We start from the raw sequence: 24,399 nt of genomic DNA, 5'->3' as shown, positions 1-24,399 counted from the left end.
CCTCCTGATCAGTTGACTTGAAGTTCGAAGACGGCGGCGCTGGCCGATGGACGGCGTCGCTTCCCGGCGGTCACCGGGATGGCCGGCGCGATGTTGCCATTCTCGTCGGCGAGGCCGGCGACATAGGAAAGAGCGCGGCGGATGTCGTTCTCCATCTCCCGGCGGGCGGTCGCCGCATCGCCGGCCTGCAGCGCCTCGATGAGACGTTGCCGCCCGGCCGGACCGCGGGACGAGGAGATGAAGTCGGGATAGAGGAGGTTCATGTAGGGGCCGGTCTGCAGCCAGAGACCCTCGATCAGGCGCAACAGGGTCGGCTGACCCGCAGCCGCATAGACGGCGAAATGGAACTCCCGCACCTTCTGCCGGTCGGTGGCGCCGTCGCCGCGGTTGCGCGCGACGATGATCTCCCGGGCGGCGTGGCGGATCCCAGCGATCTGGCTGCGGGTCGCCGCGAGGGCCGCCTTGGCAGCCGCGAGACCTTCCAGTTCCATGCGGATGTCGCGCAGCTCGAGGACCTTGTCGCGGGTCATCAACGGGACGCGGACCGACCGGTTGGGGTTCATTTCGAAGGCGCCTTCGGCGACCAGGCGGCGCATCGCCTCGCGCACCGGCGTCAGGCTGACACCGAGGACGCCCGCGACGTAGCGGAAGGTGACCTTCTGGCCCGGCGCGAAGCGTCCCGACGTCAGCGCCTCGCGCAGCGAGGCGTACACCTGTTGGCGGAGCGAGGTGTCGGCGGCGTCCAGAGTGGTCGCGGTACGGGGCATCGGTCGCGAAGCTTAGCCCAGGCTCGTGGGATTTGTGATCACAAAAATGCATTGCTGGAGGTGAGGGCCGCGGCTAGGCTCTTTACGGTTTGTGATCACATTACTTTTTGCCGCACGCTGTTTCGTGGGCATGGTTTCTTGCGGGGTGAGGGACATGCGCTCCTACGCGAAATCGATCGCACTCTATGAAAAAGCCCGAAAGCACTTGGCTGGCGGCGTCAGCAGCAACGTGCGCTACGCCAGCGTGCCGGTGCCCCTGTTCTTCGCCCGGGGCGAGGGGGCACGGCTCCACGATGTCGATGGTAATGTGCACATCGATTACGTGCTGGGCAACGGCCCGGCCATTCTGGGGCATGCACCGAAGACGGTGATCGAGGCCGTGGCGGCATCGCTGGGCGAGGGTCAGCTCTTCGCCGCACAGAATCCGCGTGAGACCGAACTGGCCGAACGGCTGTGCGGCCTGCTGCCGGGCGCCGAAGTCGTGCGCTTCGCGACCTCTGGGACGGAAGCCGTGCTGATGGCCTTCCGACTGGCGCGCGCCTTCACCGGCCGCGAGAAGATCCTGAAGTTCGAAGGTCACTATCACGGCTGGAGCGACCAGGCCTATATCAGCGCCCGGCCGCCGCTGAACGAGGCGGGGCCTGCGGACTCGCCGGTTCCGGTGGCGGGCTCTCCCGGTATGCCGTCCAGCGTGCTGGGCGACGTCGCGGTCTGCACCTGGAACGATCTCGACCTGCTGGAGCAGGCGCTGGAGCGCCATCGCGGCGAGATCGCCGGCGTGATCATGGAACCGGTCATGGTGAATGGCGGCGCGGTCTCGCCCGCGCCGGGCTATCTCGAGGGCGTCCGCGCCCTGTGCGACAAACACGGTGCCCTGTTCATCTGCGACGAGGTCATCACCGGCTTCCGGGTCGGCCTGCGCGGCGCCCAGGGCAAGTTCGGCGTCACCGCCGATCTCAGCATCTATGCCAAGGCCGTGGCGGCGGGGTTTCCGCTGGCCATGGTCGCCGGCCGGCGCGACATCATGGATACCTTGCTCGACAAGGGCGTGATGCATGGCGGCACCTACAATGGAAACGTCCAGAGCATGGCGGCGGCGCTGGCGGCCCTGGATGTGCTCGAAGCTGATGGCGGCGCGGTCTATCGCGATCTCGAAGCGCGCGGCACGGAGCTCATGCAGGGCATCGCTTCACTGGCCAGGAAGCACAGGCTGCCGATCCTGGTGCAGGGCATGCCGGCGATCTTCCAGACCTTCTTCACCTCCGGTCCGGCGCCGCGGAACTATCGCGAGTCGGCGGCCTGCGATCGCGATGCCATGCTGGCCTTCCATGCGGCCCTGCAGGAAGAGGGTGTCCGGGCCCAGCAGGCCGGAAAGTGGTTTCTCTCCACGGCCCACGACAAGCCGGTCATCGAGGAAACGCTCGCCGCTGCCGATCGGGCCATGGCCAAGGTGGCCCGGGCCTAGGATGTCGGAGATCCGATTTCCGTCGTGGACTTGAAATCCGGCGAGGCTACAAACTGTCCCTGTTGAGCGGGCCGTGTCCTACGTGATCCAAGACGAGGAGGTTTATGTGGCGGGTATCGAGAGTTTCCCCAACGGCGATCTGCTGACGAGCGACGCGCAGTACTTCGACTACAGCTCGGCTGCAAACCCGATCCAGCAGGGCATCATTCCGCCGGTGCCCTACCGGACCTTCTCGCCGGCCTTCTTCGATGAGGGACCGACGCGCGTGCAGCCACTCGATGTCAGCGAAGAGCTGGGGATCGTCGGTCCCGCGACGAGCCCGGCGCTCTGCGCCAACTTCATCCGTATCGTCCGCGGCTCGGTCATGACCTCTGCCGAGGCGACCAGCCAGGTCTTCTTCGTGTTCCGGGGGAAGGGGCGGACCGACGCGTGCGGTGAGACCATCCACTGGTCGCAGGGCGATTACATGGTGCTGCCGGCGCACGGCCAAGCCCTTCATCATTCGGACGGCGAGGCGGGGCTCTACTGGGTGCACGACGCGCCGCTGCTGCGCTATCTCGGCGCGGCGCCGACGGTCGCGCGCTTCAAGCCGACATTCTATCAGCACACCAAGGCGCAGCAGAAGCTCACGGAGATCGCCACCGATCCCAGGACCGCGAACGCCAATCGCGTCAGCGTCCTTCTCGCCAACCGGAATTTCCCCAGCACCCGCACCATCACCCACACGATGTGGACGATGTTCGGCCTCCTGCCGAAGGATGCAGTCCAGTACCCGCACCGCCACGAATCGGTAGCGGTGGATTTCGTCATCGACTGCAAGCCCGGCTGCTACACGATGATCGGCACGGAACTCGACGAATCCGGGATGATCAAGAACGGCCGGCGCGAGGACTGGGCGCCGGGCGCCAGCTTCATCACGCCGCCCGGCTACTGGCATTCGCACCACAACGAATCGGGGGAGGACGCCCATGTCCTGCCGATCCAGGATGCCGGGCTGCACACCTATCTGAGGACGCTGGAGATCATGTTCAGCCATCCCGGGCACGATCGCACCGCGCATATTTCGCAGACGCCGTAGGGGCGAAAATCCTGTCTGGCGGCCTTCCCGCTGGTGCAGTATGTGGCGCCAGGATCGGGAGGCAACGATGAATCATCCCAAGCGCGTGCGGCTCGTCGAAGTGGGGCCGCGCGACGGGCTGCAGAACGAGGCGAAGCCGGTATCGGTCGAGGCCAAGGTGGCGCTGATCGACGCGCTGTCGGCCGCCGGCCACTCGGCCGTCGAGGCCGGCAGCTTCGTGTCGCCCAAGTGGGTGCCGCAGATGGCCAACACCGACCAGGTGATGGCGCGCATCAAGCGCAAGGAGGGCGTGAGCTATCCCGTCCTGGTGCCCAACAAGCAGGGCATGAACGGCGCGGTCGAGGCCGGGGTCGGGGAGATCGCGATCTTCACCGCGGCCTCGGAGGCCTTCTGCCGCAAGAACACCAACTGCTCGATCGACGAGAGCTTCGAACGGTTCGCGCCGGTGATGGAAGCCGCGCAGAAGCATGGCATGAAGGTGCGGGGCTACGTCTCGACCGTGATCGCCTGCCCCTATGACGGCAAGGTCTCGCCCGCCAAGGTCGCCGAGGTGTCGGAGCGGCTGTTCCGGATGGGCTGCTACGAGGTCTCGCTCGGCGACACGATCGGCGTCGGCACGCCCGGCGACTGCGTCGCCATGATCGATGCCGTCGCCGAGAAGATGCCGCGCGAGAAGATCGCCGCCCACTTTCACGACACCTACGGCCAGTCGCTGGCCAATATCCTGGCGGTCATGGAACGCGGCATCGCCGTTTTCGACACCGCCGTCGCGGGCCTCGGCGGCTGTCCCTACGCCAAGGGCGCGTCGGGCAATGTCGGCACTGAGGACGTGATCTACCTGATGAACGGCCTCGGCATCGAGCATGGCGTCGACCTCGACGCGGTGGCCGCGGCCGGCCGCGCGATCTGCACGGCGCTGGGCCGCGAGCCCGCTTCCAAGGTGGCCCAGGCGCTCAAGGCGAAGGCGGCTTAGAGCGTCTCCAATGCGCAATTCTGGCCATTTGATGGCTCCAACAGGCCGTTGAAAAGTCGGAGTCTCGCCGAATAAACGAAACAAACGAAATAGACGAAATAAATGATTGGGAAACGGGCGGCTCCGGAATCATGTGCCGTGGTGACCGTTGGCGGGTCAATGTTGCTCGCCGGTACTTGTGAAAACCTGTTTCAACAGCCTGCCAGGAGCGCCGAAGGCGGGGAGCGGGTGGCGCTGGCCTTTGTGGTCTGACGACCGCTATCGCCGCTCTACGATCCGGACGGTGACCGAGGTGGAACGACCCGCTTCGTCGACCACGGCGAGGCGGGCGGTGCCTGCCCCGTCGGGGACCCACTGCGAGCCCTCCAGGGGGCGGCCGTCGACCAGCCAGCGCAGGCGACCCTGGCCGCCCATGGCGTTCAAGGGGACGGCCTCGCGCGCGGCCAGCTCGATGCGGGCGTCGGCCGGCGGATAGGCGATGCGCGGGCCGCCGCTCGTCTCGCTGTAGGGCGCGAGCGTGCGCATGCGCGGCGGCAGCTCGCGATGCGACGCGACCTTGAGGACGTCGGCGGGCGGCCGGAGCGTGCGATTGTCCTCAGCCGGGAGCCGGCCGTACGCCTTGAAGAGGATGGGCAGCGCTGAGAGCCGGCCGAGCTGGCCGGGGCGCGGCGTGCCGTCGGCATGGCCGACCCACACCACGACCGTCCAGTTGGTGCTGTAGCCGGCCGCCCAGGCGTCGCGAAAGCCCGCTGACGTGCCGGTCTTGAAGGCGATGCGGCGCTCGCGAAGTGCCACGGGCAGCGAGGCGAAGCCCTCGGGAAGCGGCGCCTCGGCCAGCACGTCCGAGACGTACCAGGTGGCGGTCGGTCCGATGAGGCGGAGCGGCTGGGGCTTCGGCCGATCGCGCCGGACCTGGGGCGGCGCGAAGCTGCCGCCATTGGCCAGGCCGGCATAGAGGCCCGCCATCTCGAGCGGCGAGACCGTGGCGCTTCCGAGTGCCACCCCCAGCGAATTGCCGTTGTCGCCCGGCGGCAGGCCGGGCGACACACCCGCGGTGCGCAGGGTCGACAGGAAGCGCTGCGGGCCGACCTTCTCCAGCGCCAGCACGGCCGGCACGTTCAGGGATTGCTGGAGGGCGCGGCGCACCGTCACCGCCCCCTGGTGGTCGCGATCGAAGTTGCGCGGGAGCCAGTCGCGGAAGCGCACCGGCACATCCTCGACCAGGGTCTCGGGATGCAGGGTGCGGTCGTCGAAGGCCATGGCGTAGATCAGCGGCTTCAGCGCCGAGCCCGGCGAGCGGCGGGCGCGCACGAGATCCACCTGACCGGTGCGGCCGAAGAAATTGTCGCCGCCCAGCCAGGCCACGACGCCGCCCGTGCGGTTGTCGAGAACGACCATGGCGATCTCGGCGCCATCGCCCTGTTGGCGTCGCTCCTCGTGCACCAGCTGGGCCAGCGTCTGCTGTAATTCGTAGCGCACCGTGGTCGGCACGGTGGTGCCGGGCGACTGGCCGGCCAACCAGGCCGCGAGATGCGGCGCCTGCATCGGCAGGGCGAGCCGGCGATCGGGGGCGGGACGGCTGCGCGCCATCTCGAGGAGAGGCGCATCGATCACGCCATGCTCGACCCCGCGCGCCAGCACCCGGTCGCGCGCCGCCTGCGCCACGGCAGAGGCGCGGTCGGGGCGGCGCCGTTCGGGCGATTGCGGGATGGCGACCAGCAGCGCGGCCTCGGCGGCGCTGAGCTGGCGTGGCTCCTTGCCGAAATAGGCAAGCGAGGCGGCGCGCACGCCTTCGAGGTTGCCGCCCATCGGAGCGAGCGTCAGATAGATCGCCAGCACCTCGCGCTTCGAGTAACGCCACTCGAGCTGGAGCGCGCGGGCCGACTGGAGGGCCTTGGTCGTGAAGTTGCGCGGCCGGGGATCGAGCAGGCGGGCGGCCTGCATCGACAGCGTCGAGGCGCCCGAGACGATGCGCCCGCGCTCGGCGAGCTGGCCGGCCGCGCGTAGCGCCGCCAGCGGATCGACACCCCAGTGAGAGTCGAACCGGCGATCCTCGTAGGCCTTGAGCAGGCCGAGATAGAGCGGATCGACGTCGTCGACCGACGTCTTGAGACGCCACTTGCCGTCGGCCGTCGTGAAGGCGCGCAACAGCCGGCCGTTGGCGTCGACCACCTCGGTCGACCGGTCGTGATAGCGCGACAGGTCGGGCGGAAAGACTCGGTCGAGCGTCAGCGCCGTCGCCACCAGGGTCGTGGCGGCGACGGCGAGACCGGCCAGCAGAGGCCTGAGGCGCATGGTGCCTACTTCGTGCCCGCCGGAACGATGGTGAGCGTACGCATCGCCGTCCGGCCATAGACCCGCGGTGCGTACATGTCGGAAACGTTCGTCGCCGGGACGGCATAGGTGCCGGGCGTCACGGCGCGAACGATGTAGGCAACGTGATAGGAGTTCGGGTTCTTCGCCGAGGAGTCCCACCATGTCTGGTACGGCCGGGTTCCCATGTTGAAGGACGCGAAGAAGCGGTCGTCGCGCGCCTCGGCAATGCGGGTTTCGGTGAGGTCGGACAGGAACGGGAAGGACTTCGCCGTCTCGTCATTCAGCACCGCTTCGATCTCGAAGCCGGCCGGCAGCAGGTCGAGCAGCGCCACCTCGTGGTAGCCGCCCTCCAGGTTGCGCCCGGAGATCGAGACGATGAAGCGCTCGTTCTGCACGACATGTCCCAGCGAGCTGGGCTCGCCGTCGAACTTCAGGAACTCGCGCTCGACGCTGATTCCGGCCGTGGCCGCAGGCTGCGGATCGAGAGGCACGCCACGCGCCGTCACCTGCATCCAGATCGGACGGTCGGTGTCGTTGCGCAGCTTGAGGCCGCGGGCCAGGGCGGCCGCGTCCGGGGTGAAGGTCACCGGCTCGGCCGCCGCCTGACGCGGTTGGCCGTCCACGGAATAGGAGAGCTGGGCGCTGCCGCTCATCGCTCGGGCGGCCATCACCAGCCATGCCTGCTCCTGCGTCGTGGTCAGGCCGATCGAGGCCGCCAGCCGTTCGCCCACCAGGCTCGTCACCTCCGTCAGGGCCTCACGTCCACCCGCTTCGACGGCGAGCGTGACGAGGGCGGCGCGATTGCGCAGCGGCGATCCGTAATAGTCGGACGGATCGCGCTCGTCGATGCGCTGGCGGGCTGTGGCGAAGGCCAGGCGACCGCGCCCCGGCTCGCCCACCTGGTTCAGCGCCGCGGCCAGCATCGCCCAGGCGATGCCGCCCTTCATCTCGGCGGCCTTCGTGTCCTGGAAGTAGCGGACGCGGCCGGGATCGGCGTAGCCCGACTTCGCCAGCACGTACCAGGCATAGGCCTGGGCGTTGGGCGAGAGCTTGTCGGCGGTCCTGTTGAGCCAGCCGAGCGCCCGCTGCAGCGATGCGGAAGGCACCGCCATCTGCTGCTGGTTCGCCCGCACGAGGAAGTCGAGCACGTAGGTCTGCAGCCACTCCGCCGCCGGCGTGGAGAAGGGCCCCCACATGCCGAACGAGCCGTCGGGCAACTGCATGTCGACGACACGATAGACTGCGTCCTGCACACGCTCGTTGATCCGTGGATCGGTGGGGCCGTATCCCAGCAGCGCGACATCGTTGTAGTAGAGCAGCGGCATGGCGCGGCTGGTGGTCTGCTCGATGCAGCCGAACGGATACTTGTCGAGCGCGCGCAGCAGGCCCGCGACGTCGATTCCGGGAATGCGGGTCAGCGACGCGCTGACCTGAGCGGTCCCGGGCGCAAAGGCCGCGATCACGTTGCGGTCGACCGTGGCCTCGTTGCCGGGCGCCAGGCGCGCCACCGTGTCGACGGCGCTGGGAGTCTGCGCCGGCCGCACCTGGATGTCCCACTCACGCTGGACCGCGAAGTTGCCCGGCCCCTGGACGGCGACCGTGACCTTGCCGAAGCCCGCGTCGCCCGCTCGCAGCGGCCAGGTCAGCAGCTCGCGCTGGTTGGCGGCGAGACGCTTGGTCTCGGTGACGGGACGCTCGAGCGAGACCGACCCCGAGGCCGTCAGCGTGACGCGGTAATCGCCCGCCTGGCCATCGACATTGTGCAGCGACAGCGCCACCCGGCCGAGATCCTTCGGCGCGAGGAAGCGCGGCAGCACCACGTCGGCGGTGACGGCATCGCGCACGAACAGTCGCTGCTCGCCCGAGCCGACGCGAGTCTTGTCGTAGGCCACCGCCATCAAGCGGAGCTGGCCGATGAAGTCGGGGATGTCGAAGGCGATCCTGGCTTCGCCCTTGTCGTCGAGCTTCACCGGACCGCTGAACAGCGAAACGGTGCGCGTCGGCACGATGTCGAGGCCGCCGATTTCGCCCGCGTCGCCGCCGGCCCGGATGCGGCCGAGCTCGTCGGCGCGCGTGTCGAGCAGGCGGCCGTAGTCGTCACGCATCGACACGCCGAGGCGACGCTTGCCGAAATAGTGGTCGGCGGGATTGGGCGTCTTGTAGCGGGTGAGCTGCAGGATGCCCTCGTCGACCGCGGCCAGGGTGACGAAGGCTTCCTGGCCGGCCTGCAGGTTGGACACCTTCACCGGCACCTCGATGCGCTGCCGCGGTGTGATCTTCTCGGGCGTGCCGATCTGGATGCCGAGCGTGCGCAGGGCCGGGGTGAGGCCGATCCACGTCGCGCCGATCGCGCGCGTAGGTGTGCGCTCGGCCGGGGCCGCCAGAGGCCGCCAGGCCGTGACGAGAGCATACGCGCCGGCGCCCCACTCACCCTTCACCGGAATGTCGACCGTCGTGCCGCCGGCCGGCACCTGGACCGACTGGGTGGACACGATGCGGTCGGTCGCGATGGCGATCAGCGCCTCGCCGGCGAACGGTGCCTCGATGCGCAGGCGGGCGGTGTCGCCCGGCGCGTAGTTCTGCTTGTCGCTGGCGACACGCAGCGTATCGGGCGCCTCCTCGGTGCCCGTGCCGCCATACCAGCCCACGTAGAAGGTGAGGCTGGTCGAGGTGTTCTTGTCGTTGTCGATGACCGTGAGCTTGTGCTGGCCCCAGTCCAGCCGTTGCGAGAGACGGGTCGGCGTGTCGGCCTTCAGCGTCACCTTGTCGGCGGTGATCAGCCGCGTGTTGGTGATCGACTGCCAGCGCCAACGACCATCGACCTGGAACCATTGATAGGCGTTGGTGATGCGTTCGATCCGGTATTCGACCGAGGGGCGTGCGACCTGTGTGCCGGCCGCGTCGACCGCAACGACATCGAACTCGGTGTCGACGCCCTCGCGGGAATAGCGACCCTCGAAGGTCGGGCGGACACCGATATAGGTGTCGCGGGTGCGCACCGGCATGGCCTTTTCGGTCTTGGTGGCGCGGCCACCGCCCGGTTCGAAGACGCGGGCCTGGATCTGGGCGCGCAGCGGCAGGACCGTCTCCTTGGCGAGGTCGCCGGCCCATTCGAGGCTCGACTTGCCGGCCGGGTCGGTGTTCTCGCCCTTCAGCTCGATGAAGGGCGGTTCGAACTTCTCGCGATCGTCCTCCGGTCCGAACCGGTACTTGGCGAAGGCCGGGAACGGCGCATCGTCGACGGTGATGCGCATGTCGCCCTCGACGGCGAGATCGGACGCCGGGGCGCCATAGAGGAAGTCGGCCGAGAGGACGAAACGGTTCACGCTGCCCGGCCGGATGATCGGCTCGTCGGGCGTGAGCTCGACCTTGAGCTTTTCGGGCACGAAATCCTCGACCGAGAATTCGACACGGCCGACCGGCGCACCCTTGGGATTGATGTAGGCGGCGACCGACCAGCGGCCGCGCCGCGAGGACTTCGGCAGGTCGATCGCCTGGGCGATCGCGCCCGGGCCCTGCAGGCCATGGGTGAAGCGGGTGAACTCGCTGCCGTCCGGGCGCTTGACGATCAGCGTGACGGGCAGGTTGGAGAGCGCATTGGCTGCATCGTCGCGCATCAGCGCCATGAGCTGCACGGTCTCGCCGGGGCGATAGATGCCGCGCTCGGTGTAGAGGAAGGCATCGACCGGACCGGGCTGCGGCCGGCCGTCGACGCCGCGGTCGGACAGGTCGAAGGCCGACTTGGTGAGTTCGAGGCGCGAGAATTCCTTCTTCGCCGGATCCTGCGCCATGACGGCGACGGCTTCGGCCGCGCCGGTGCCCTTGAGCAGGCCGGCCGCGAACGAGGCGCGGCCGTCGGCGCCGGTGACCACCTTGCCGATCGGCTCGTTCCCACGGGACAGCATGGTGACCTCGATGCCGGCCAGCGGTTGGGCGGTCTGCAGCGAGCGCGCGAAGACGTTCAGCCCGTCGTCGCCGCTGAAGGAGGTGAGGCCGATGTCGGTGTCGATCACCCACAGACCGGCCGCGCCGCCCGCCGTCGACTCGTCGTCGTCATAGTCGCGGGACGGTGGCTTGGCGGCATTCCACACCACGACGAAATAGGCGCCGGGCTTCCAGTCCTGGATGGTCTCGCGGATCGGGAAGGCGGTAACGACGGCCTGGTTGGGCACGTTGCGCACGTCCATCGTGCCGCTCCACTGCTCGCTGCCGTTGCTGCCGTTCAGCCAGCTGCGCAGTGACCACGGCTCGGTGATGGGCTCGGAGCCGGGGAAGGCCACGTCGTAGTAGCGGTCGGCGGAGAAGCGATCGAGGCCGCGCTCGTTCACGCGATAGACCGAGATGCCGACCTTGGAGACGTTGATGGTCGTGACGGGCAGGCCGGCGGCGCTGCCGCGCGGCAGGATGAAGCCCTTGCCCGGCAGGTTCACAACGGCGGGGCGGGCGCCCAAGGCCACGCTCACGCTCTGCTCGTCGCGCAGCTTCTCGCCGTCGCGTCCCGGAAAGCCCGCCAGCAGCTTCACGGTATAATCCTGGCCGTAGGTGAGGCCGGCGATGCACAGCCGGTCGTCAACGGCGCGGAGTGCTGTCTTCGCTTCAGGCTCGATGCGAATGAAGTCGCCGTACTTCACGTCGCCGGTGGCGAGCGGCTTGTTGAAGGCGAGGCAGGCTTCCGCTTCGCTGCGGCTGGAATCGACACCGACGCGACGGAAGGAGAAGGGATCGGATGGCAATGCCGGCGGCTGGGCGAGCGGCGCGGGTGCGGCCGATTGGGCGGTCTGGGGCGCCGGCGGGTTCGACGCCGGGGGCGGGGTGGCGGGAGCTGTGGCTGGAGGCGTCGTGGTCGTCGCCACGGGACGGTCGACGGAATCGCCCGGCCTCCCGATCAGGTAACCCGCAATGCCGGAGCCCAGCATGAGGGCCACAACCAAGGCGGCCAGCGTCGACTTATTCATGAGAATTCCCCGCAAACAGCGACCGGACAATAGAGCGTGGATTGTGCAGACAATGTGGAGTCGGAAGTCCGGCTGGCAATTCTCGCAGCCTGTGGCGGGAAGGTCACGCTGTGGATAGGCGGGCTTGAGCAGGTGACCGATCACGTACTATGCGCAGGCGATGGCGTTGCATCTCATCAAGCTCGCGGTCGGCGTCGACGATCTCGCCCACATGAAGACGGTCCAGGCGGGGCGTCGCCGGGAGCGTGGGCAGTCGGCACGCTCGCCGCACTGGGTCTATACGCGCAACTCGCCGCGACGGGCTGAGGATCTCCAGGGCGGATCGCTCTACTGGGTGGTGCGCGGCGTCATCCGCTGCCGCCAGGAGCTGGTCGGCTTCGAGGATGATTTCGACGAGGAGAGCGGCAAGAAGTTCTGCCGCATCAAGCTCAAGCGCCGCTTGATCGAGACCGCGCCGCGCGCCTGCAAGCCCTTCCAGGGTTGGCGCTACCTCGAACCCGACCGTGCGCCACCTGACTTGTCGAGCGGCGACACCGCCGACATGCCGGCCGAAATGGCCGCGGAGCTCAAGAGACTCGGGCTTCTTTAGGCTTCGGCATGAACTTAGCGGTTGGTGAGCTTCAGCTCGATGCGGCGGTTGCGGGCGGTGTCGGTGGACGAGAGCGGCTGGTATTCGCCGTAGCCCGCGGCCACCAGGCGATCGTTCGGAATGCCTTCGCTGTGCAGGAATTTAACCACCGCAATCGCGCGGGCGGCGGACAGCTCCCAGTTCGACGGATACTGCGCGCTGGCGATCGCCTTGTTGTCGGTATGGCCGTCCACCTGCAGAACCCAGTTGACGTCCTTCGGAATGGTGGCGGCGATCTCGACGAGACGCTTGGCGACGTTGGCGAGCTGCTTCTCGCCACCCTCCTGGAGCTTGGCCGAGCCGGAGGGGAAGAGCACTTCCGACTGGAACACGAAGCGGTCGCCGACGATCTGCACGTCGCGCTGGCCGCGCAGGGCCTCGCGCAGCTTGCCGAAGAACTCCGAGCGGTAGCGCGACAGCTCTTCGACCTTGCTGGCCAGAGCGCGGTTGAGCTTCTGGCCGAGATCGACGATCTGCGCCTGCTGTTCCTTCGCCTTGGCATCGGCGGCGTCGAGGACGGTGCTGAGGCGGGCCAGTTCGCCCTTGAGAGCCGCCAGCTCGGCGGTGAGCCGCACGACGGCGGCCTTCTGCTCGGCGCTGAGCTTCTGCTCTTCCGTGAGGTCGCCGAACAGCTTGCCCTTGTCCTGGTTGGCGGCCGCCAGCGAGGCCGCGAGCCGCGTGAGTTCCAGACGCTGGCGCTCGATCTCCTTCTGGAGATCAGTCGACCTGGAGGCGCTGGACGTGGCCTCCTTGTTGGCGCTTTCCAGCGAGGCCGCGAGCCGGTCGCGCTCCGCCATCATCGAGGTCAGGCGCTCGGTGAGCTGGTCGCGCTCGATCTTCAGCGCATCCGACGAGCTGCGCTGGCTGGAGAGATCGGCGGTGAGACGATCGCGCTCGCTTTTCAGGGCATCGGCGGCGCTCCGCTGGGCCGCCAGATCGGCGCCCAGGCGGTCGCGTTCGCTTTTCAGGGCATCGGCGGCACTCCGCTGGGCCGCCAGATCGGCACCCAGGCGGTCGCGCTCGGCCTGGTTGTCGCGAAGCTGCAGGGTTAGCTTCTCCAGATCCTGCTTCAGGGTCTCGCTCGCCGCTTTCTCCAGCGACAGCACGCTCGCCAGGCTGCCGAGCTGCTTGTTCAGGGCGTCGATCGCACTGTCGCGGGAACTGAGCGTGTCGGTCAGGGTGAACTGCGCGACGCTGAACAGCGACAGCAGGAAGATCAGCACCATCAGCAGGGTCGTCAACGCGTCGACGTAGCCCGGCCAGGTGTAGTCGGCGCTGCCTCCTCCTCGACGGCGGGATACGGCTGCCATGGCGGTCAGTCGTCGCCCGGCGTCGCGTTGCGTGTCGAGGCGATGGTGCGGGCGAGCAGGCGGAACTCGCCGCGCAACTCGTCGGCCAGCGCGGTGCGGCTGCGCACGCTTTCATCGATCAATCGGGCAAGGCCGACTTCGAGGTTGCGCTGATGGGCCAGCAAGGCGTCGCTGTCTGCCTCCGGTTTGCGCTCGGTCAGGCGTCCGACGGCGCCGCGCAGTTCGATCGACTGCTCGGCGAGACGTGCCAGCAGCGCCTGCTGCGAGCGCATGCTCTCGGTCAGTGCCGACAGGCGTTCGACCAGCGCGGCGTTGGCGGCGACCGCCTGCTCGCGGCCCTCCTCGCTGCGGCGGAGCGTGCGCGTGAGATCGTCGAGACCGTCGGCGGTCCGCTCCAGCAGGGCCTCGACATAGGCCGAGACGCCGCCCTGTTCCCCTTCGGTCTGGAAGATGCCGCTCGAGAGCCGTGTGGCGCCCGCCAGCCATTCTTCGAGCTCGGTGTGGAAGCGGCCCTGGGCCTGGCTTGCCTGCAGTTCGAGGAAGCCCAGCACGAGCGAGCCGGAGAGGCCGAAGAGCGAGGCGCCGAAGGCGGTGGACATGCCCTTGAGCGGTCCCTCGATGCCCGCCTTCAGCTTGGTGAAGATCTGCACCGCATCGCCGCCGGTGACCTGCATGCCGACGATGGCGTCGGCGACCGCGCCGATCGTCTCGAGCAGGCCCCAAAAGGTGCCGAGCAGGCCCAGGAAGATCAGCAGGCCGATCATGTAGCGGCTGAGTTCGCGCCGCTCGTCGAGTCGGCTGGCGATGCCGTCGAGCATGGCTCGCGTCGCCGTGGGCGAGAGGCGGAAATTGTCCTGACGGTCGCCCATCATGGCGGCCATCGGCGCCATGAGGTCGATGGACTCGGTCTCGAGCGGCGGGGCGCCGGGCTCGCGATGCTGGAAGCGCCGCAGCCAGCGCACTTCGGGCCACAGGGACAGGACCTGGCGCATCACGAAGAAGATGCCGATTGCGAGCACGCCCAGGATGACGCTGTTGAGGATCGGCGTGTTCAGGAACACCCGCAGCAAGTCGTGGTGGAGGAGGTAGCCGATGCCGGCCACGACCGCGAGGAAGAGCAGCATGCGAACGAGATACGGAAGCGGATTACTCATACAGTCTCCCGATGCCTGCGGACGCTCGCGGGATCATGTGCTGGGCACCAGGATCTCCACCCGCTCCCCGCCGCCGCCCACGATGGACGCGACTTCGATCCTGGATCGGACGCCTTTGTCGATCAGGTAATTCCGAACGATCAGCGCTCGGGCCAGCGAGAACTTGCGGCTGTCCGGATCGCTGTTTTCGGAGACGCTGCGCAACTCGACCTGTCGCAGCGTACGGTCGGTTATGTCCTTGGCGAGGCGATCGAGCGCGACCTTGGACGCATCGGAAAGTTCGGTCGACCGGGCAGCGAAGACCAGAGTGACAGCCACGCTGCTGCGCGCCGGCGCCGAAGGCGCGGGAGCGATGGCCGCCATCTGGCGCTGCGGGACCGCGGGAGGTTGCGGCGGAGGCGCTGCCACGGGGGGCGCCGGAGCGGGTGTCGGGGCAGCCAGGCTCGGGGCCGCCGGTGCGGTGGTCGGCGCAGGCGCAGGCGTGGGCCGAACAGGGGGCGGTGCGGGCACGGCGGCGACCGGCGGCGGTACGGCGGGCGTTGCCGTGGGTGCCGGCGGCGCTGCCGCTGCAGGGGCAGGTACCGCTGGCACGGGAGTCGGCGCGGCGGCCGTCGGGGCGGATGGCGTGGAGGCGGACTTGCCGGCCGGTTCGGCATAGGCGGCGCTGGCCTTCTCGACATCGCGCGACTTGCTGCGAGTCGTCGTCAGTTCGGGCACGGCGACGACGCGGCTCCTGATCGGTCCCGGCGGAGGCGGCGGCAAGGCGGCTGCCTTGGTCCGCCGAGCCGGAGCAGAGGTCTGCGGTGGAGGAGCCGGGCGCGACGCCGACGCCGGGTTTTGAGCCGACCAGGGATTGAAAGCCGGTCCGACGACCGGACCGGGGCCAGCGGCATCAACGGCCGGGGCAGCGGGCGGCGATGTGTATTGCGGGAGCGGTCCGCCCGTCAGGCCGGCGCCCGAATAGGGGTTGAAGGCGGTGACGTTCTGCCCGTGGGCTGCGAACGACGCCGCGCCGACGCCGATCACGGCGAGGGCAAGGCTGCGCGCAGCGACCGAAGAGGGGGGCATAACCGATTGCCTTTCCAAGGGATTTGGCGGCTCGACCATAACGAATGGTCGCTCCGCGCTCAACCGCTCGCGGCAGTGCAGTAGAGGACGAACGGACGCCGTACAGGCCTGACCGTGGTCGCGACGCTCGCCCAGCGGCGGCGATGGGGATCAGGCCTCTGACAGGATCTCGACCATTGGATCGCGCAGGCCGAAGTTGCTGGCCAGCAGGGACGGGCCGCCGAGTTCGTAGGGCTGGCCCGCGATGTCGCCGACGAGACCGCCGGCCTCGCGCACCATCAGGATGCCTGCCGCGACGTCCCACGGCGCCAGGCCGAACTCGAAGAAGGCGTCGTAGCGGCCGGCCGCCACGAAGGCGAGGTCGAGCGCTGCGGCGCCCCAGCGGCGGACGCCGGCCGTACGCTCGGTAACCGCCGCCAGCTTGGCATGATAGGCGGCGTGATTACCCTTGCCGATATGCGGGATACCGGTGCCGACAAGCGCGCGTGCCGGATCCTTGCGGCCGGAAACGCGCAGACGCCGCGAGCGGGCGTTCGGCGTGTCGATATAGGCGCCGTTGCCCTTCTCGGCCCAGAACAGTTCGTCGGAGATCGGCTGGTAGATGACGCCCGCGATGATCTCCTTCTCGCGCTCCAGCGCGATCGAGATGGCGAAGTGGGGCACGCCGTGCAGGAAGTTGGTCGTGCCGTCGAGCGGATCGACGATCCATCGGTTGCGACCGTCGCCCTTGGTTTCGCCGCCTTCCTCGCCGAGGAAGCCGTAGTCGGGACGGACACGCGACAGCTCGGTGCGCAGGGTACGCTCGGCCTTGATGTCGGCATGACTGACGAAGTCGCCGGGGCCCTTCTCGGAGATCTGCAGATGCTCGACCTCGCCGAAGTCGCGCTTGAGATTCTTCGCGGCGGCAAAGGCGGCGCGGATCATGACGGTGATCGTGGCCGAACGCTGCGCCAGCGACTTGCGCTCGGGCGGGCCAGAACGCTCGCGCCCTTCGCCCATCGGGGCGCGGCCGACGCGGGCGATGGGGGTCTCTCGTGGGGGACGACTGGTGGGGAGGGCCACGGTGCGCGCCTAGTCCTTGGCACGTTCCATGTAGGTGCCCTCTTCGGTATTGATCACCAGCCGGGTGCCCACGCCGATGTGCGGCGGCACCATCACGCGGATGCCGCCCTCGACGATCGCCGGCTTGTAGGAAGAGGAGGCGGTCTGGCCCTTCACGACGGCGTCCGCTTCGACGACGGCGAGGGTGACGGTCTTCGGCAGCTCGGCGCCGACCGGGGTGCCCTCGTAGAGCGACACGGTCACTTCCATGCCGTCCTGCAGCCAGCGCGACTGGTCCTCGTCGAGGACGTCGGCACCGACCACGAGCTGCTCGAAGGTCTCCTTGTCCATGAACGTAAAGCCGTTCTCGTCCTTGAACAGGTAGGTGCACTCGCGCTCGTCGATATGAACGCGCTCAATGGTCTCGCCCGAGCGGAAGCGCTCCTGCAGCTTGTTGCCCTCGCGCAGCGCCTTGGCCTCGATGGCGACGAACGCGCCGCCCTTGCCGGGGCTGATATGCTGCACCTTGGAGGCGACCCAGAGCTTGCCGTTATATTCGAGGACGTTGCCGGCTCGGATGGAGTTTACTTGGACTTTCATGGAGTTACCCGGCCCTACCGCTGTCTCGGATGAATGGAATTCGGCCTCGCCCGCGGCAGCGGTTCGAGGCCGGCGCGGCCTTCTATCAAAGGCAGCCCGGGGTCGCAACCGGGCCAGCCCCGGCGGGGAGCCCCGGCGTCAGGCCCCGAGACCGAGTTCCTGCCGCTTTTTCTTCGGCAGCGCGGCGGCGATCACGGCATGTGCCTGCCTGAGATAGGCTCGCGTCTCGGCGGCCGTCAGCATCCCGGGATCCTCGAGGGCCACCCATTTCGCACGGGCGAGATAGGGAGCGGGCCGGAACCCCTCAGCATGCGAGAGGGCCTCGAAATGCTCGGGCGGGCACTTGAAGCAGAGGCGGGCGACGGAATGGCCGGGCGGCCCGATCAGGCAGAACATCTTGCCGCCGACCTTGAAGACGGTGACTCCCTCCCACTGCACGGTCCGCGTCGCGGCCGGCAGCTTGCGGCAGAAGGCGTCGATCTGCTTGGGCGTCATGACGACACCCTACACGTCGCACCGTTCGCATGCGATGGTAGGGCATGAACGAGTGGCGTCCCGACAGGCTTTCGCGGCGCCTGCCGCACCTCCAGTTGCGAGCCCGGATACAGGCGGCGATGAGGCAGTGGTTCGCCTCCGAAGGCTTCGTCGAGGTCGAGACGCCGATCCTGCAGGCCGCCCCCGGCGCCGAGGTTCATCTCACGGGCTTCGCGACGGAGTGGGAGCTGCCCGACGGCGAAAGCCAGGAGCGTTGGCTTCACAGCTCGCCAGAGTTCGCGATGAAGAAGCTGCTGGCCGGCGGCATGCCGAAGATCTTCCAGTTCGCGCGCGTGTTCCGCAACGCCGAGGGCTCGGCCCTTCATCACCCCGAGTTCACGATGCTGGAGTGGTATCGTGCCGGCGCGGGATACGAGACGATCATGGCCGACTGCAAGGCGCTGCTCGCCTCGACCGGGGTCGAAGTGCTGCGCTGGGCCGATCAAGTATGCGATCCCACGGCCGAACCGGAGCGACTCACCGTGGCGGAGGCCTTCGTTCGGCATGCCGGCGTCGATCTGTTCGCGACCCTCGGCAATGCCGAGGCGCTGTCGGGCGCCTCGGGCATTGCCATGCATGCCGGCGACAGCTGGGAGGACGTGTTCTTCCGCATCATGTTCGACAAGATCGAGCCGCGGCTCGGGATGGGCCGGCCGACCATCCTCTGCGAATATCCGATCTCGATGGCGGCACTCGCCCGCGCCAAGCCCGGCGATCCCAGAGTGGCCGAGCGTTTCGAGCTCTATGTCTGCGGCGTCGAGCTTGCCAACGCCTTCGGCGAGCTGATCGATCCAGACATCCAGCGCGAGCGCCTGGTGGCGGACATGGACCTGAAGGAGGAACTTTACGGCGTACGCTGGCCGGTCGACGACGATTTCCTGGCGGCACTCGACCACGGCCTGCCGGACTGCTCCGGCATCGCGCTCGGCTTCGATCGGCTGGTCATGCTGGCGAGCGGCGCCTCGCACATCGAGGAAGTGCTATGGCTGCCCGTCCGCTGAACCGTGCGCCGCGAAGAGTTCGTTGAAGGCGCGGACCGCCGCTTCGGCGCCCTCCTTGTAGTCCCAAACGCCTCCGGCCACGGCCAGGAAATCGGCACCCGCCTCGATCAGGGGCCTGCAGTTCTCGACGGTGATGCCGCCGATCGCCACGCAGGGCACTTCCATCAGGCTGCTCCACCATTCGACGATCTCGACCTCGGCCGGTGTCGTGATCTGCTTGGTCGTCGAGGAAAAGAACGCGCCGAAGGCCACGTAGTCGGCGCCGGCCTCGGCCGCTTCCATCGCGAGATGGCGCGAGGCCTTGCAGGTGACGCCGATCTGGCGGTCGGGCCCGACGATCCGGCGCGCCTCGGCGCAGGGCATGTCGTCCTGGCCGACATGGACGCCGTCGCAGTCGAGCTTCACGGCGAGGTCGGGGCGGTCGTTCAGGATGAAGGCGACGCCGCGCTGCTGGCAGATCGGCCGCAGCGTGTCGGCGGCCTGCGCAATCGCCTTGTCTGGGACATCCTTAAGCCGCAGCTGGAAGGCCGCGACGTCGCCGCCGTCCAGAGCGGCGCGCAGTTCATCGGCGAAGATCGAGGGATGCTCGATGCGGGCCGGGGAGATCAGATAAAGACGGGTCACGGGCTGCCTGATTTTGCCCGTGGTGTATGCGGAAGCCGGGCCCCCGTCGAGGCCTGATGGCGAAAATGCCGCCATTGTCTTCGGGGGGCGGCCGGGGCTAACTGGCCGAAGCCTTCTCGCCAGGACTCATGAGCAAAATCGGGAAAACTGTCGCCCTCGTACTGGTGTCGACCGCCGTCAGCCTCCTCGCCGGGATCGCCATCGCCAGCTACCTGACCGTTCCGCGTATCCCGCTGCTGGCGGAAGGCGACCTGCTCCTGGTCTTCGATCCCGAGATCGGCGCACGGGCCAATCCCAGCTCCCACGCGCGGCGCATCTATCCTGCGGTGGCCGACCGGAAGACCTTCGCCTTCGACATCTATACCGACGATCGCGGTGCGCGGGTCGATGGGCCGGGGCAGCGCAGCCCCGAGAAGATCGACGTCATGGTGCTCGGCGATTCCTTCACCTGGGGCTACGCGCTGGCCAACGAGGAGACCTGGGCCCGCCGGCTCTCGCGCGAGCTCGAGGCCGGCGTCTCCAACTTCGCGATGGCGGCCTACGGCACCACCCAGTCGCTGCAGACCCTGCGGCGCAACCGCGATCTCGCACCGAAGCTCGTCGTGTACGGGATCATTGCGCACCACTTCGAGCGCAACCTCATGCCGTGTCTCCCATCCTATTACCCGTTCTGCTTCAACGCCTCGCACGTCAGCTGGAACGAGGCGGGGGAGCCGCGCATCGGACGTCCGGAGAGCAACGGCGTGCGCCGGTTCCAGCGGCACCTGGCGGGTGACTTCATCGATCCGATCGGCTGGCTGGACCATGGCATCGACGTGATCCGCGGACGGATCGAATACGCCCGGGCGACCTACAGCCTGCCGAGCGAGGAGAAGAAGGAGGAGGCGCTGGCCTTCCTCCTGCGTGAGATGGAACGGTCGGCATCCGCGTTCGGGGCCAAGCTGTTGGTGGTCTATCTGCCGACGAACTACTACTCGGCACCCCCGGGGCTGCAGCGCGTCATCGGCGACACAAGGCTGCTCGACCTCACCGAGGCCTTCCAGCGCGAGCGCGACAAGGGCACCAACCTCTACATCGTGGGCGACGGGCATCCGAACCAGGCCGCCAACGAACTGATCGCGCGCGAGGTCGCAAAATATGTCCGAGACAACGGCCTGCTCTAGGTTTCGGGCTGGCGCCGGTCGCTAGTCGAAGCTCAGCCGCTCCGACCCCGCCGGACCGAGGCGCGAGCGCAGGCCATGGATGTCGCCGAGCACCCACAGGTCGCGCACGAGCGGGCCATCGAAGGTGAAGATGGGCGCGCCGTACCACCAGACCCGCCTGTTCGTCGGCGATTCGCCGAACAGCGTCCGGCGGTGGACGCCGTGGAAGCGCAGCTTGCCGGAGACCCGTTGTCCTTCTTCGATCAGTTCGAGGATGTCGGAGGTGTAGTCCTCGAGCGTGTTCGTCAGCCAGCTCACATAGTCGCTGAATTGACGGTGGCCCACCAGCACGGGACCGAGCGAGCCGCGAAAGGTGAAGTCGGGGTGGAATATCTGCGGAACGAGCGTCAGGTCTGACTTGTCCCACAGGTCCTTATAGAACACGCGCACGACATTCTTCTGCGCACTCAAGCGAGCGGGTGTCAGATCGACTACGACTTCCTGGGGCAACTCGGGATGCATCCGCCAAACTCCTGCGACGTCTGGCTTACCCCACCAAAGAAGAGGCCACCGTGCAAGTCGTTGGGTCGTCCGCTGACCAACCCCAGGTCAGCAGGTCTTCCAACCCGCATCGGCCACGGGTCATCGAGACACGACGCGGAGTCTTCAAGGCGATTGACGCCAAGGCGTTGCTGGAGAAGGCCCGTAGCTGCACACACGGCGGTCGAGGACCGTTTCGACGCGGTCCTGTGCGGGATCGATCAGGCCGGGTCATGAAGGCTCAACGACGCCTCGCACCGGCTCCAGCAAATGCTGCCGGTCCTCGCGAGCATTCAGGTATGGCCGCGGCCGCTCTGCCAGCTCGGGGTACGCGACGGCATTTGCAGTTTATTTTGTTGCAGTGGATATGACAATTAACTTAACGGAAGGTTGCTTGGGGTGGTGGGAGAGAAGACTTGAACATAGGTCGGTCGTCGAACGGCGTGGCATTCCTGTTTGGGGTTTTTCTTCTTTGCATGTCGGTCCTGATGATCCAGATCATCCAGACCCGCATCCTTTCGGTCGTTTCTCTTTACTACATGGCCTTCTTCTCGATCAGCATGGCCATGCTGGGTCTCACCGCCGGGGCGCTGATCGTCTACTTCAGGTTCGGCCACGTCACCCCGGACAATGCCGGCGCCTATCTCTCGCGGACCTGCACGGCCTTCGCTCTCTCGATCGCGCTGTGCTTCGTCGTGCAGCTCGCCTCTCCACTGCCCACGGTGCTGTGGGCTACGGCAATAATCGTATGGCTGAAGGCGATCCTCCTGCTGGCTGCGCCCTTCACCCTGGGTGGCATCGCGGTGTCGCTCGCCTTGACGCGCGGAGGCTATGCGATCGGCCTCACCTACGGCGTGGATCTGCTGGGGGCGGCGACCGGCTGCCTCGCGGTACTCGCCCTGCTCACCTGGATCGACACTCCATCGGCCATGTTCGCAGTCGCGGCGCTCGTCGCTGCGGCGGGCTGGAGCTTCGGCCGTGCGAGATCGGCTGGCGTCGCGCCCGGTTCGCCCTTTCAGTGGCGCCTCTTCCGCAAGCCCGGAACGGTGGCCGTGTGCCTTGCGGTCCTGGCCGGCGCAAACGCCGCTGTGGACCTCGGCTTCCAGCCCATTGCCGTCAAGTTCGCCCAGCTCGACCTGCTGAACAGCAACTACTATTCCAAGTGGAATTCGTTCTCGCGCATCACCGTCAAGCATTCATCCGAGTCTGAGCCCGGCCTTTGGGGGCCATCGCCGATCATGCCGGCGGGCGAAAAGCTCGCTCAGCGCGCTCTCCTGATCGACGGAATGGCAGGCACGACCATGCCCCGGTTCTCGCCCACTGCGGGCGGCGGCGAATTCCTGAAGTACGACATCACCAACCTGGCCTACTATGCCCGTCACAAGGGCCGGGCCGCCATCGTCGGCGTCGGCGGCGGGCGGGACCTGCTGTCGGCGTACACGTTCGGCTTCCGAGACATAACCGGCATCGAACTCAATCCGATCTTCATCGACCTGCTGACCGATCCGGCGAAGCTGCGTGCCTACGCGGGCCTCGCCGACCTTCCTGGGATTCGCTTCGTGGTCGACGATGGCCGCAGCTGGTTCATGCGCACCACTGAGAAGTTCGACCTGATCGAGATGAGCATGATCGACACCTGGGCAGCGACGGGCGCAGGCGCGTTCTCGCTCTCGGAGAACGGGCTGTATACCGTCGAAGGCTGGAAAGCCTTTCTGTCGGCGCTGAATCCCGATGGTCTGTTCACGGTCTCGCGCTGGCATTCGGCAAACGCCACCGTCGAGCTGGGACGTGTGACGAGCCTGGCGGTGGCCTCTCTGATGGAGCTGAACGCTGCGCGGCCCACCGACCATATCTACATCGCCGGCGTCGGCAATCTCGCCACGACGATCATTTCGCGGGTGCCTTTCTCGGCGGCCGATCTGCAGGCCCTCGACGCCGCCGTCGAGACGCTGCGCTTCACGGTCATCGCGAGACCTCAACAGCCGCCGACCGATCCGGTGATCGCCGATATCATGGCGGCACGGGATATTGCAGATCTCAACCGGCGCTCCGAACGTCACTTCCTCGACGTGTCGCCGCCAACGGACGCACGGCCATTCTTCTTCAACCAGCTGCGGTTCACGCACCCAAGCGACATCTTTCAGATCTTGAAGGAATGGCGGACCGGCAAGGTCGTTACGGGCTCGGGCTGGAGCGGTAACCTGATCGCCGTCGGCACGCTCTTCCTGGTCATCATCCTGTCGGCAATCGTCGTCGTCTTCGTCGTGCTGCTGCCGGCCCGTTCGTCGGTTCACCGTGTCGACCGGCGGCTTGCCACGATCGGCAGCCTCTATTTCCTGCTGATCGGCCTTGGCTTCATGTTCGCCGAAATCGGCCTCATCCAGCGACTTTCCGTCCTGCTCGGCCACCCGGTCTACGCTCTGAGCATCGGCCTGTTCAGCATCATCCTCTCGAGCGGCCTGGGCAGTCTGCTGTCGGACCGGTTGGCGCTCACCCGAGACCGGCACTTCATGATCTGGCTCGGCCTGCTGGCGGCCTACCTGCTGCTGCTCCCGACGTGGCTGCCGGCTCTTATTCACTCGTCAGTGGGCGCCAGCTCACTGGCGGTGCGCGCCCTTGCCTGCGTGGCCGTGATCTTGCCGGCCGGCCTGCTGATGGGAATCGGCTTCCCGGCGGGCATGCGCCTGGTGACGCGGATAGATGCCCGGCCGACAGCCTGGCTGTGGGGCGTGAACGGTGCGGCGGGCGTCCTGGCGGCCGGCCTTGCGGTGGCGTGCAGCATCGGCTTCTCGATCGACGTCACGATCCGGGTCGGCGGCGTCTGTTACGCGCTGCTCCTGGTCGCGGCGCTGCTCCTGCTGCGCCTGCCTGGGCGGCAAGATTCGCCGGCTCGCGCGGAGTAGTCCCATAGAACGGGGCGCTGGTTGCCCAGCGCCCTTTGAAGATCGGCTCGTGAACCGCTCTTACATTTTGCCCTGATAGATCGCGATGATCTTGTCGAGCATGTCGAGTGCGTCGGCGCGCGGGCGCTGGAAGGTGTTGCGGCCGATGATCGAGCCGGCGGCGCCGCCGTCGCGCAGGCTGCGGATTTCGGTGTACAGGCCCTCGAGGTCCTTCGCCTCGCCGCCCGAGAAGACGACGATGCGGCGGCCGTTGAAGGTCGCCTGCATGACGTGCTTGATGCGGGCCGCCATGGTCGAGAC

18 protein-coding genes and 1 pseudogene are annotated in these 24,399 nt (G+C 67.6%); 7 read left to right on the top strand and 12 right to left on the bottom strand.

Features of this window, described 5'->3' with window-relative positions; translation table 11 throughout:
* Positions 1 to 8: 8 nt before the first annotated feature.
* Positions 9 to 767: a GntR family transcriptional regulator gene (locus tag Q7V45_RS07195; protein WP_304849268.1), complete on the bottom strand. Its 759-nt coding sequence runs from the start codon at positions 765 to 767 to the stop codon at positions 9 to 11.
* Positions 768 to 921: 154 nt separating this feature from the next.
* On the opposite strand from Q7V45_RS07195, the gene Q7V45_RS07190 reads away from it, so the two are divergent.
* The 3 genes from Q7V45_RS07190 (at position 922) to Q7V45_RS07180 (ending at position 4,283) form a co-directional block, all read left to right on the top strand.
* Complete coding sequence (locus tag Q7V45_RS07190; protein ID WP_304849265.1) at positions 922 to 2,232, top strand: aspartate aminotransferase family protein; 1,311 nt, start codon at positions 922 to 924, stop codon at positions 2,230 to 2,232.
* A gap of 73 nt (positions 2,233 to 2,305) precedes the next feature.
* A complete protein-coding gene (locus Q7V45_RS07185; protein WP_304849262.1) occupies positions 2,306 to 3,310 on the top strand; it encodes a cupin domain-containing protein in 1,005 nt (334 codons plus the stop codon).
* Positions 3,311 to 3,377: 67 nt separating this feature from the next.
* Positions 3,378 to 4,283, top strand: a complete 906-nt coding sequence (locus tag Q7V45_RS07180) for a hydroxymethylglutaryl-CoA lyase (protein ID WP_304849259.1) — start codon at positions 3,378 to 3,380, stop codon at positions 4,281 to 4,283.
* A gap of 258 nt (positions 4,284 to 4,541) precedes the next feature.
* Here the strand turns inward: Q7V45_RS07180 and pbpC are convergent, their stop codons facing one another.
* On the bottom strand, positions 4,542 to 6,578 hold the full coding sequence (pbpC, locus tag Q7V45_RS07175; protein ID WP_304849256.1) for a penicillin-binding protein 1C: 2,037 nt from the start codon (positions 6,576 to 6,578) through the stop codon (positions 4,542 to 4,544).
* A gap of 5 nt (positions 6,579 to 6,583) precedes the next feature.
* Positions 6,584 to 11,554, bottom strand: coding sequence for an alpha-2-macroglobulin (locus tag Q7V45_RS07170; protein WP_304849253.1), 4,971 nt, complete (start codon positions 11,552 to 11,554; stop codon positions 6,584 to 6,586).
* A gap of 160 nt (positions 11,555 to 11,714) precedes the next feature.
* Between Q7V45_RS07170 and Q7V45_RS07165 the strand changes: the two genes are divergently transcribed.
* A complete protein-coding gene (locus Q7V45_RS07165) occupies positions 11,715 to 12,143 on the top strand; it encodes a DUF1489 family protein (protein WP_304849251.1) in 429 nt (142 codons plus the stop codon).
* 14 nt (positions 12,144 to 12,157) lie between these two features.
* Here Q7V45_RS07165 and Q7V45_RS07160 read toward each other — a convergent pair whose 3' ends face one another.
* From Q7V45_RS07160 to Q7V45_RS07135, 6 genes are all read right to left on the bottom strand, one after another.
* On the bottom strand, positions 12,158 to 13,492 hold the full coding sequence (locus Q7V45_RS07160) for a peptidoglycan -binding protein (protein ID WP_304849248.1): 1,335 nt from the start codon (positions 13,490 to 13,492) through the stop codon (positions 12,158 to 12,160).
* 5 nt (positions 13,493 to 13,497) lie between these two features.
* Positions 13,498 to 14,646 (bottom strand): flagellar motor protein MotA, encoded by a 1,149-nt coding sequence (locus Q7V45_RS07155; RefSeq protein WP_304849245.1) that lies wholly within the window; start codon positions 14,644 to 14,646, stop codon positions 13,498 to 13,500.
* A gap of 33 nt (positions 14,647 to 14,679) precedes the next feature.
* Entirely contained in the window at positions 14,680 to 15,714 is a 1,035-nt protein-coding gene (locus tag Q7V45_RS07150) for an OmpA family protein (protein ID WP_304849242.1), read from the bottom strand.
* Positions 15,715 to 15,864: 150 nt separating this feature from the next.
* The gene (locus tag Q7V45_RS07145) at positions 15,865 to 16,713 is read right to left on the bottom strand and encodes an inositol monophosphatase family protein (RefSeq protein WP_304849511.1); all 849 of its coding nucleotides are present in this window, start codon (positions 16,711 to 16,713) and stop codon (positions 15,865 to 15,867) included.
* A gap of 72 nt (positions 16,714 to 16,785) precedes the next feature.
* Positions 16,786 to 17,355 (bottom strand): elongation factor P, encoded by a 570-nt coding sequence (efp, locus tag Q7V45_RS07140; protein WP_304849239.1) that lies wholly within the window; start codon positions 17,353 to 17,355, stop codon positions 16,786 to 16,788.
* A 138-nt stretch (positions 17,356 to 17,493) separates the two neighbouring features.
* Entirely contained in the window at positions 17,494 to 17,850 is a 357-nt protein-coding gene (locus tag Q7V45_RS07135) for an MmcQ/YjbR family DNA-binding protein (protein WP_304849236.1), read from the bottom strand.
* A gap of 44 nt (positions 17,851 to 17,894) precedes the next feature.
* Here Q7V45_RS07135 and epmA point away from each other — a divergent pair, with 44 nt between their 5' ends.
* Entirely contained in the window at positions 17,895 to 18,890 is a 996-nt protein-coding gene (gene epmA, locus Q7V45_RS07130) for an EF-P lysine aminoacylase EpmA (RefSeq protein WP_304849233.1), read from the top strand.
* On the opposite strand, the gene thiE is transcribed toward epmA, so the two are convergent.
* Positions 18,870 to 19,514: a thiamine phosphate synthase gene (gene thiE, locus Q7V45_RS07125; protein WP_304849229.1), complete on the bottom strand. Its 645-nt coding sequence runs from the start codon at positions 19,512 to 19,514 to the stop codon at positions 18,870 to 18,872. The genes epmA and thiE overlap by 21 nt on opposite strands.
* Positions 19,515 to 19,642: 128 nt before the next feature.
* Here thiE and Q7V45_RS07120 point away from each other — a divergent pair, with 128 nt between their 5' ends.
* Complete coding sequence (locus Q7V45_RS07120; RefSeq protein ID WP_304849226.1) at positions 19,643 to 20,677, top strand: hypothetical protein; 1,035 nt, start codon at positions 19,643 to 19,645, stop codon at positions 20,675 to 20,677.
* A 21-nt stretch (positions 20,678 to 20,698) separates the two neighbouring features.
* Here Q7V45_RS07120 and Q7V45_RS07115 read toward each other — a convergent pair whose 3' ends face one another.
* Positions 20,699 to 21,106, bottom strand: a complete 408-nt coding sequence (locus tag Q7V45_RS07115; RefSeq protein ID WP_304849223.1) for an ester cyclase — start codon at positions 21,104 to 21,106, stop codon at positions 20,699 to 20,701.
* A 566-nt stretch (positions 21,107 to 21,672) separates the two neighbouring features.
* On the opposite strand from Q7V45_RS07115, the gene Q7V45_RS07110 reads away from it, so the two are divergent.
* Positions 21,673 to 24,099, top strand: coding sequence for a hypothetical protein (locus Q7V45_RS07110; protein ID WP_304849220.1), 2,427 nt, complete (start codon positions 21,673 to 21,675; stop codon positions 24,097 to 24,099).
* Between the two features lie 60 nt (positions 24,100 to 24,159).
* Here Q7V45_RS07110 and Q7V45_RS07105 read toward each other — a convergent pair.
* Positions 24,160 to 24,399, bottom strand: a pseudogene (locus Q7V45_RS07105) (fructose-bisphosphate aldolase); the annotation flags it as partial.

Origin of the sequence: Reyranella sp. (assembly GCF_030651995.1) — a bacterium.
GTDB lineage: Bacteria > Pseudomonadota > Alphaproteobacteria > Reyranellales > Reyranellaceae > Reyranella.
The sequence above is the reverse complement of the archived record's forward strand: the minus strand, read 5'-3'. Positions and strand labels throughout refer to the sequence as shown.

Excerpts from the sequence above, each read along its gene's own strand:
- Q7V45_RS07195 (WP_304849268.1), bottom strand. The coding sequence starts at position 767 with ATGCCCCGTACCGCGACCACTCTGGACGCCGCCGACACCTCGCTCCGC.
- Q7V45_RS07190 (WP_304849265.1), top strand. The coding sequence starts at position 922 with ATGCGCTCCTACGCGAAATCGATCGCACTCTATGAAAAAGCCCGAAAG.
- Q7V45_RS07180 (WP_304849259.1), top strand. The coding sequence starts at position 3,378 with ATGAATCATCCCAAGCGCGTGCGGCTCGTCGAAGTGGGGCCGCGCGAC.
- pbpC (WP_304849256.1), bottom strand. The coding sequence starts at position 6,578 with ATGCGCCTCAGGCCTCTGCTGGCCGGTCTCGCCGTCGCCGCCACGACC.
- Q7V45_RS07170 (WP_304849253.1), bottom strand. The coding sequence starts at position 11,554 with ATGAATAAGTCGACGCTGGCCGCCTTGGTTGTGGCCCTCATGCTGGGC.
- Q7V45_RS07165 (WP_304849251.1), top strand. The coding sequence starts at position 11,715 with ATGGCGTTGCATCTCATCAAGCTCGCGGTCGGCGTCGACGATCTCGCC.
- Q7V45_RS07160 (WP_304849248.1), bottom strand. The coding sequence starts at position 13,492 with ATGGCAGCCGTATCCCGCCGTCGAGGAGGAGGCAGCGCCGACTACACC.
- Q7V45_RS07155 (WP_304849245.1), bottom strand. The coding sequence starts at position 14,646 with ATGAGTAATCCGCTTCCGTATCTCGTTCGCATGCTGCTCTTCCTCGCG.
- Q7V45_RS07150 (WP_304849242.1), bottom strand. The coding sequence starts at position 15,714 with ATGCCCCCCTCTTCGGTCGCTGCGCGCAGCCTTGCCCTCGCCGTGATC.
- Q7V45_RS07145 (WP_304849511.1), bottom strand. The coding sequence starts at position 16,713 with ATGGGCGAAGGGCGCGAGCGTTCTGGCCCGCCCGAGCGCAAGTCGCTG.
- efp (WP_304849239.1), bottom strand. The coding sequence starts at position 17,355 with ATGAAAGTCCAAGTAAACTCCATCCGAGCCGGCAACGTCCTCGAATAT.
- Q7V45_RS07135 (WP_304849236.1), bottom strand. The coding sequence starts at position 17,850 with ATGACGCCCAAGCAGATCGACGCCTTCTGCCGCAAGCTGCCGGCCGCG.
- epmA (WP_304849233.1), top strand. The coding sequence starts at position 17,895 with ATGAACGAGTGGCGTCCCGACAGGCTTTCGCGGCGCCTGCCGCACCTC.
- Q7V45_RS07120 (WP_304849226.1), top strand. The coding sequence starts at position 19,643 with ATGAGCAAAATCGGGAAAACTGTCGCCCTCGTACTGGTGTCGACCGCC.
- Q7V45_RS07110 (WP_304849220.1), top strand. The coding sequence starts at position 21,673 with ATGTCGGTCCTGATGATCCAGATCATCCAGACCCGCATCCTTTCGGTC.